Annotated in this window: 4 protein-coding genes and 1 pseudogene; 3 read left to right on the forward strand and 2 right to left on the reverse strand. The window is 62.1% G+C overall.

From position 1 onward, the window contains the following. Positions 1 to 71: 71 nt before the first annotated feature. Complete coding sequence (locus BVER_RS06145) at positions 72 to 1,112, forward strand: DMT family transporter (RefSeq protein WP_370444201.1); 1,041 nt, start codon at positions 72 to 74, stop codon at positions 1,110 to 1,112. 75 nt (positions 1,113 to 1,187) lie between these two features. Here BVER_RS06145 and BVER_RS06150 read toward each other — a convergent pair whose 3' ends face one another. Together BVER_RS06150 and BVER_RS06155 are read right to left on the reverse strand one after the other, a co-directional pair. Continuing rightward, entirely contained in the window at positions 1,188 to 2,447 is a 1,260-nt protein-coding gene (locus BVER_RS06150; protein WP_050452527.1) for an NYN domain-containing protein, read from the reverse strand. Positions 2,448 to 2,521: 74 nt separating this feature from the next. Continuing rightward, the gene (locus BVER_RS06155) at positions 2,522 to 3,112 is read right to left on the reverse strand and encodes a TetR/AcrR family transcriptional regulator (protein ID WP_050452528.1); all 591 of its coding nucleotides are present in this window, start codon (positions 3,110 to 3,112) and stop codon (positions 2,522 to 2,524) included. A 306-nt stretch (positions 3,113 to 3,418) separates the two neighbouring features. Here BVER_RS06155 and BVER_RS06160 point away from each other — a divergent pair, with 306 nt between their 5' ends. Next, complete coding sequence (locus BVER_RS06160; protein WP_050452529.1) at positions 3,419 to 5,746, forward strand: penicillin-binding protein 1A; 2,328 nt, start codon at positions 3,419 to 3,421, stop codon at positions 5,744 to 5,746. A 71-nt stretch (positions 5,747 to 5,817) separates the two neighbouring features. Further along, positions 5,818 to 6,770, forward strand: a pseudogene (locus BVER_RS06165) (LysR family transcriptional regulator). Positions 6,771 to 7,011: the final 241 nt, after the last annotated feature.

Raw genomic sequence — 7,011 nt, forward strand, 5'->3', positions numbered from 1 at the left:
CGACGCGCGCGCTGCGCTTCATTCATATGATGTGTTAGGCTGAAACGCCCATCGTTCTGCCCATTCAGACATTGAGAGCCGTCATTCTCGCCCTCGCGGCGGCGGCGCTGTTCGGCGCCGCGACACCTGTCGCCAAGGTCCTGCTCGGGACCCTCTCCCCTTTCATGCTCGCCGGATTGTTCTATCTCGGCAGCGGCATCGGACTGGGCGCGATTTTCATCGCGCGTTCGTTGCGCGGGCGCACGCCGCGCGAACATGTGTTTCGCGCCGCCGAAATTCCGTGGCTGCTCGGCGCGACGATCGCGGGCGGCATCGCCGGTCCGGCGTTGCTGATGCTCGGTCTTTCGCACGTCGGCGCCGCGACCAGTTCGCTGCTGCTGAATCTCGAAGGCGTGCTGACCGCGGTCATCGCGTGGGTCGTGTTTCGCGAGAATGTCGATACGCAAGTGTTTCTTGGCATGGTCGCCATCGTGATCGGCAGTGTGATGCTGTCGTGGCAGCCCGGCGCGGCGATGGTGCCGGTCGGCGCGCTCTACATCGTCGGCGCCTGTCTGTGCTGGGCGATCGACAATAACCTCACGCGCAAGGTCTCGACCAACGATGCCATGGCGATCGCCTGCGTGAAGGGGCTCGTCGCGGGCCCGGTGAATCTGTCGATCGCGCTGTTCAACGGCGCATCGCTGCCGGACGCCTCCACGCTGCTCGCCGCGATGCTCACCGGCTTCGCGGGCTATGGCGTCAGTCTCGTACTGTTCGTTATTGCGTTGCGCGAGTTGGGCACGGCGCGCACCGGCGCGTATTTCTCCGTGGCGCCTTTGTGCGGCGTGGCCTTGTCGCTGGCGATCTGGCCGGAACTGCCGGGCCCGTCGTTCTGGATTGCCGCCGCGCTGATGGCGCTTGGCATCTGGCTGCATGTGCGCGAACGTCACGCGCATTCGCATACGCACGAGTATCTCGCGCACACGCATCGTCATCGGCATGACGAGCATCATCGGCATGAGCACGATTTTCCGTATTCCGGCGACGAACCGCATACGCATCCGCACGAGCATCTGCCGATCACGCATACGCACGCGCATTTTCCGGATATTCATCACCGGCACCGGCATTGAACGCGCGTCGGCCTTCATAAAAAAAGCGAGATACGGTGTCAGCCGATATCTCGCTCTTCTAACGATTCAGGCGAATTACTGTTCGCCTTCTTTCACCACCGTCTTGCGTGCGCGACTCGATCGCGATGTCGATTTGCGCGGCGTCTTGGGCTTCGCTTTCGGCTCGGGCGGCACGTCGAAGGACGGTTCCGCGGATGCTTCCAGCGGCGCTTCCGCCTCGGTCTTCTTCGCCGCGCCTTTACGCTTGCGACGCGCCGGCGCTTCGGCGGGCGGTGCGGTCTCGACCGGTGCCGATGCTTCTTCGATCACCGGTTCATGGCTGACAGGCTCCGCGTGCGCTTCGGGAAACGGCGTCGCGGCTTCTTCGGCTTCGACGACGGGCTGAGCAACGACAGGTTCGCTCTTGCGCCCGCGCCGATCGTCACGACGACGCGATTTGCCCTTCGGCTCGACGGCGGACTCTTCCTTGACAGCGGCAACCGGCTCCGTCTGCCTGACTTCCGTCGTCACCGTCGACACGTTGCGAAACACGAACGAGCCGTTCTTATCGTCGCGCCCGACTTCGAGCAGACCGCGCGATTGCGCTTCATCCAGCAGATTGCCGAACGCGCGGAATCCGTAGTGCGTTTCGCTGAAGCCCGGCTTGCGACGCTTGATCGCGCTCTTGAGCACCGACGCCCAGATCTTGCCGCTTTCGCCGCGTTCGGACGAGAGCGCCTCGAAGGTTTCGACCGCGATCGCAATGGCTTGCGACCTGCGCGAATCGGTTTCCTGCTTCGGCTGCTTTTCTTCGTTCGGTTGACGCTTGGCCTGGGCGCTGGCTTCGCGTGCCTCGCGCTTGGCGATGGCGCGTTGCTGTTCGCGCACGAGGTCGTCGTAGAAGATGAATTCGTCGCAGTTGGCGACGAGCAGATCGGACGTGGAATGCTTCACGCCCACGCCGATGACTTTCTTCGCGTTTTCGCGCAGCTTCGAGACCAGCGGCGAGAAATCGGAGTCGCCGCTGATAATCACGAAGGTATCGACATGCGACTTCGTATAACAAAGATCGAGCGCATCGACGACGAGACGAATGTCCGCCGAATTCTTGCCGGACTGTCGAACGTGGGGAATCTCGATCATCTCGAAGCTCGCCTCGTGCATCGCCGCCTTGAAGCCCTTATAGCGATCCCAATCGCAATAAGCCTTCTTGACGACGATGCTTCCCGTCAGCAGCAAGCGCTCGAGCACCGGCCTGATGTCGAACTTCTCGTATTTCGCATCGCGCACGCCGAGAGCGACGTTTTCGAAGTCGCAAAACAGGGCCATGCTGACGCTTTCCTGGTTGGCAGGCATTTACCTCTCCGGATATCGCGGCACGTTAGTGAACGTGCATATGATATCTGGTCTGGCCCTATCGTCGTGCGGGCTTATTTGCCCTCTTTTGTGACGGCGTCGAGCACGGCCGCGAGAACCTGTTTCGACAGACGCGGATTCGACGGTGACGTGGCGCGCGACAGCACCATGCCGCCGACCATCATCGCGAGCGTGGTGATGGCCTGATCGCGGCTGGCGCTCGCGCTGCCGTTGCCGCCCAATGTCAAATAGCGCTCGCCGAACAGCTTCACGTACGTTTCGACCCCATGCGTCATGGTTTCGCCGATGGGACCGTCTTTTCTGGCGGCCTCCGCACCGAGCGCGGCGATCGGGCAGCCGTCGTGCGGCGTATCGCGGTGGCGCTCCGACAGATAAGCCTTGAAATACGCAGCCAGCGCTTTGTCGTCGCCGGGCGTGACATTCCTAAGCTTTTTGATTCCGTTGATGAACGCGTGTTCGCAAGCCTCGGCCGCGAAGTGGTCTTTCGACTCGAAGTGTCCGTAAAGACTGTCGTACGTAAGTCCGGCTTCGCGCGCGATCTGCGCGACACCGACACCTTCGAGTCCGTGTTCACGATATAGACGCGACGCCGCTTCGAGCAGCGCGTCGCGATTCTGTTCGGCCTGTTCTTTCGATACCTTCATGACGCCTCGGAATGGGTGCCCCGACTCAGGACGGTCAGGGACGAATTGGAGTCGTTCCAGTATAGCGCTCTTAGATTACACAAATAGGCCTCCGCGCTTAATTCGCAATCCGAACTACCTCATCATAACGCCAATTTTTTAAAGCCTTGACAAAGCGACCATGCTTTTTACGAAGCCTCTAATAGCCTTAAAGAAAATCCAGGCCGGCGCTTAAGCTAATCGGCTCAACACGGCTAAAACCGCAAGCGCGATGAAAACTTGCGCTACGATGGCGACTTTTCTCCATCCGGCCTTCGCCGTTCCGTTGTGACCGCGTCCGAATTCAAAGCCCTCGCGCAGAGGCTGACGGCCCGTCTGGCCGCGAGGCTGCGCCCACGCACGCTGCTGCTGGTGCCCGCGCTGCTCGTGCTGTATGTGCTGGTGCTGATTCCGTTTACGCCCGGCATCCGCGATCTTCGTCGCGCGAAGGTCGATCAACCCGCGCAGATCTATTCCGCCGATGGCAAGCTGCTCGCCGAATTCAAGCCGACGCATCGCGAATGGGTGAGCCTCAAGCAGGTTTCGCCGTATGTGATCGACGCGCTGATTTCGACGGAAGACCGGCGCTTCTATTCGCATCACGGGATCGATTTCAAGCGCACGGCATCGGCAGCCTTGCATACGCTCAAGGGCAACAAACAAGGCGGCTCGACGCTCACGCAGCAACTGGCGCGCAATCTCTATCCCGAAGAAATCGGCCGCTCGCAGACGCTTACGCGCAAGGTCAAGGAAGCGATCACCGCGTTCAAGATCGAAGCGGTGTATTCGAAGGACGAGATTCTCGAAACTTATCTCAACACGGTGCCGTTTCTCTATAACGCGTACGGCATCGAGATGGCCGCGCGCACGTATTTCGGCAAATCGGCGGGACAGCTCGACTTGCTGGAAAGCGCGACGCTCATCGGCATGTTGAAGGGCAATAGCTATTACAACCCGGTGATCAACCCGGAGCGCGCGCTGGACCGGCGCAATATCGTGCTCGGGCAGATGGTGAGGTTCGGGCATCTCGTGCCAAACCGGCTCGATGGGTTGCAGAAGCGCCCGCTGCGCATCGACTTCGAGCGGCAGACGGAAGAGCCTGGACGCGCGCCGCATTTCGCGCAGCAGTTGCGCAAGTGGCTGATCGCGTGGGCGGACGACAACGACTTCAATATCTATTCCGATGGCCTCGTCGTGCGCACGACCATTGATTCGCGTCTTCAGGCGATGGCCACGCAAGCGGTCACGCTTCAGGGCAATCAGCTTCAGTCGATCGCGAATACCGCGTGGGGCGGGCGCGGCGGCTGCGCGAACGCGAATCCCGACGTGGCGCACGCGTTTATCCGCGAATCGGACGAGTATCGCGCGCGACGCACGGCTGGCGCGAACGATGCCGACGCATTGAAGCAGCTCGGCGCGAATCGCGGGTTCATGCAGGCGCTGTGCGAAAGCAAGACGCGCGTGCAGGCCGCCTTCATCGCGCTCGATCCGCGCAACGGGCAGATCAAGGCGTGGGTCGGCAGCCGCGATTTCACGCAGGATCCGTTCGATCACGTCCAGCAGGCGCGGCGTCAGCCCGGCTCGACGTTCAAGCCTTTCGTGTACGGCGCGGCCTTCGATCGCGGCGCGAAGCCGACCGATACTTTCGTCGATCAGGCCGTCGAGATTCCGATCAACGGCCAGGAAGTCTGGCGTCCGACCGACGATTCGCCGCCGAGCGGCAAGCCCGTCAGCCTGCGCGACGGCATCGCGTATTCGAAGAACCGCATCACCGCGCAATTGATGGAAACCGTCGGCCCCGCGCGCGTGGCGCGGCTCGCGCGCAACATGGGCGTGCGCGAAAGCCATCTCGACGAAGTGCCGTCGCTCGCGCTGGGCACGAGTCCGGTGACGTTGAAGGAGATGGTGTCGGCGTACGGCACCATTGCCGATGACGGCAACTATATGGAGCCGCTGCTCGTCACGCGTATCGAGAACAAGGACGGCGAGGTGCTCGCGCAGTTCGAAAGCGCGCCCGAACGCGCGTTGTCGGTGAGCGCGACGCGCAAGCTCGTCGACGTGATGCGCGATGTGATCAATTGCGGCACGGGCACGGCCATCCGCACGCGCTTCGGCATTCGCGGCGACGTCGCGGGCAAAACCGGCACGACGCAGGACAACGCGGACGGCTGGTTCATCCTGATGCAGCCGCAACTGGTGGCGGGCGCGTGGGTCGGTTTCAACGATAGCCGCGTGACGCTGCGCAGCGATTACTGGGGACAAGGCGCGCACAGCGCGTTGCCGATCGTCGGCGACTTCACGCAGCGCGCATTGCGTTCGCATCTGATCGACGGACGCGCGCGTTTCGATACGCAGGAGACGCCGGGCTTCTGGCAGACGCGCATCGCTCGCCTGCAAACGTGGCTGGCGCAGACGTTCTCGAAGGAGCCGAAGCCGAGCACGGCGAAGCAGACCGCCGCGCCGAAACCCGCCCGCGTTAAGCGCGCGCCCGCCGAGCCCGATGCCGAAGTGACCGAGCAAACGCCGCAGCCGCCCGTGTTTACGTCGATGCCGCCGCTTTACCCTGCGCCATCGGATGCGGCGAGTGCGGCGCCGGCTTCATCGCCGGGCGAGTGACGATTTGCGGTTGTGGGCTCACGCATTAACGGCTAAGTTATTCGTGGGGACCACAATCGCAATCGGCATCGATGACCAATCACAATGCGCTTATAGCCAACAATGACGGCTTTCTGCGCGACCTTCAGCTGTTCTGCACCGTGGCGCGGCGCGCCAACTTTATCACCGCATCCAACGAGATGGGGATTTCGCCGTCGCACGTCAGCAAGCGCATCGCGATGCTGGAGCAGTCGCTCGGCGTAAAGCTGTTTTTGCGCACGACGCGGCGCGTGTCCATCACCGATGACGGCGAGGCCGCGTTTCGCTGGGCGCAGAAGATTCTCGACGACGTGCAAGGCATGGCGGATTCCTTCGCCGGCGTGACGGGCGAACCGCGCGGGTTGATTCGCATCAGCACGAGTCTGCGGCTTGGGCGCGAACACGTCTCGCCGATTCTGTCGCTGCTTCGGCAGCGCTATAGCGAACTCGATATCTACCTCGAACTGCTCGACCGGCGCGTCGATCTGCTCGGCGAAAGCTTTGACATCGACATTCGCGTCGGCGATGTGCAGGAGCCGCATCTCATCGCGCATAAGATCGTCGAGCGCGCGCGGATTCTGTGCGCGTCGCCGACGTATCTGGAACGCGCCGGCGTGCCGCGCAGCTTCGGCGAACTCGCGCAACACGATTGCCTGCTGTTTCGCGATCACGATCGCGGTTTCGGCGTGTGGCGCATGCACGGGCCAGACGGCGAGGAGTCGGTGAAAGTCACGGGGCCGATCGGCTCGAATCACAGCGATATCGTCACGCAATGGGCGCTCGCGGGTTATAGCGTGATCATGGGTCGGTGTGGGATGTCGCGACGCACCTTGCGTCGGGCGCGCTCGTGCGCGTGTTGCCGCTGCATCAGCAACGTGCCGATGTGTGGGCGGTTACGTCGGCGCGTTCGTCGTCATCGGCGAAGATTCGGGTGTGCGTGGAGTTTCTTCGGGATCAGTTGATCGCTGGGCCGCATGCGCTCGTCACGCGTGCGGATGGCAACTGAACGGCAGGCGACGTTGTGTCGTTACAACATTTCACAAATCGCTGTATACGCTCGTGATCTAGGGTTTATACTGAACTCGTCTCCTCTTGATATGGATTCAAAGCCCGCCAATCAGCGGGCTTTTTTTGTGCGCCCAGCATGGGCGCACTCTTGCGGGTGCAAGTCGCGCGGCAAGTTGACCACAGCGAGCGAAGTGAAGCGCAACTGCGGAAGGGCGACCGACCGTGGGGAGGAAGCGTGG

The sequence above is a fragment of the Candidatus Burkholderia verschuerenii genome (assembly GCF_001189365.1).
Taxonomy (GTDB): Bacteria; Pseudomonadota; Gammaproteobacteria; order Burkholderiales; family Burkholderiaceae; genus Caballeronia; species Caballeronia verschuerenii.

Bases quoted from the DNA above. Each gene is read 5' to 3' on its own strand.
- BVER_RS06150 (WP_050452527.1), bottom strand. From the start codon at position 2,447: ATGCCTGCCAACCAGGAAAGCGTCAGCATGGCCCTGTTTTGCGACTTC.
- BVER_RS06155 (WP_050452528.1), bottom strand. From the start codon at position 3,112: ATGAAGGTATCGAAAGAACAGGCCGAACAGAATCGCGACGCGCTGCTC.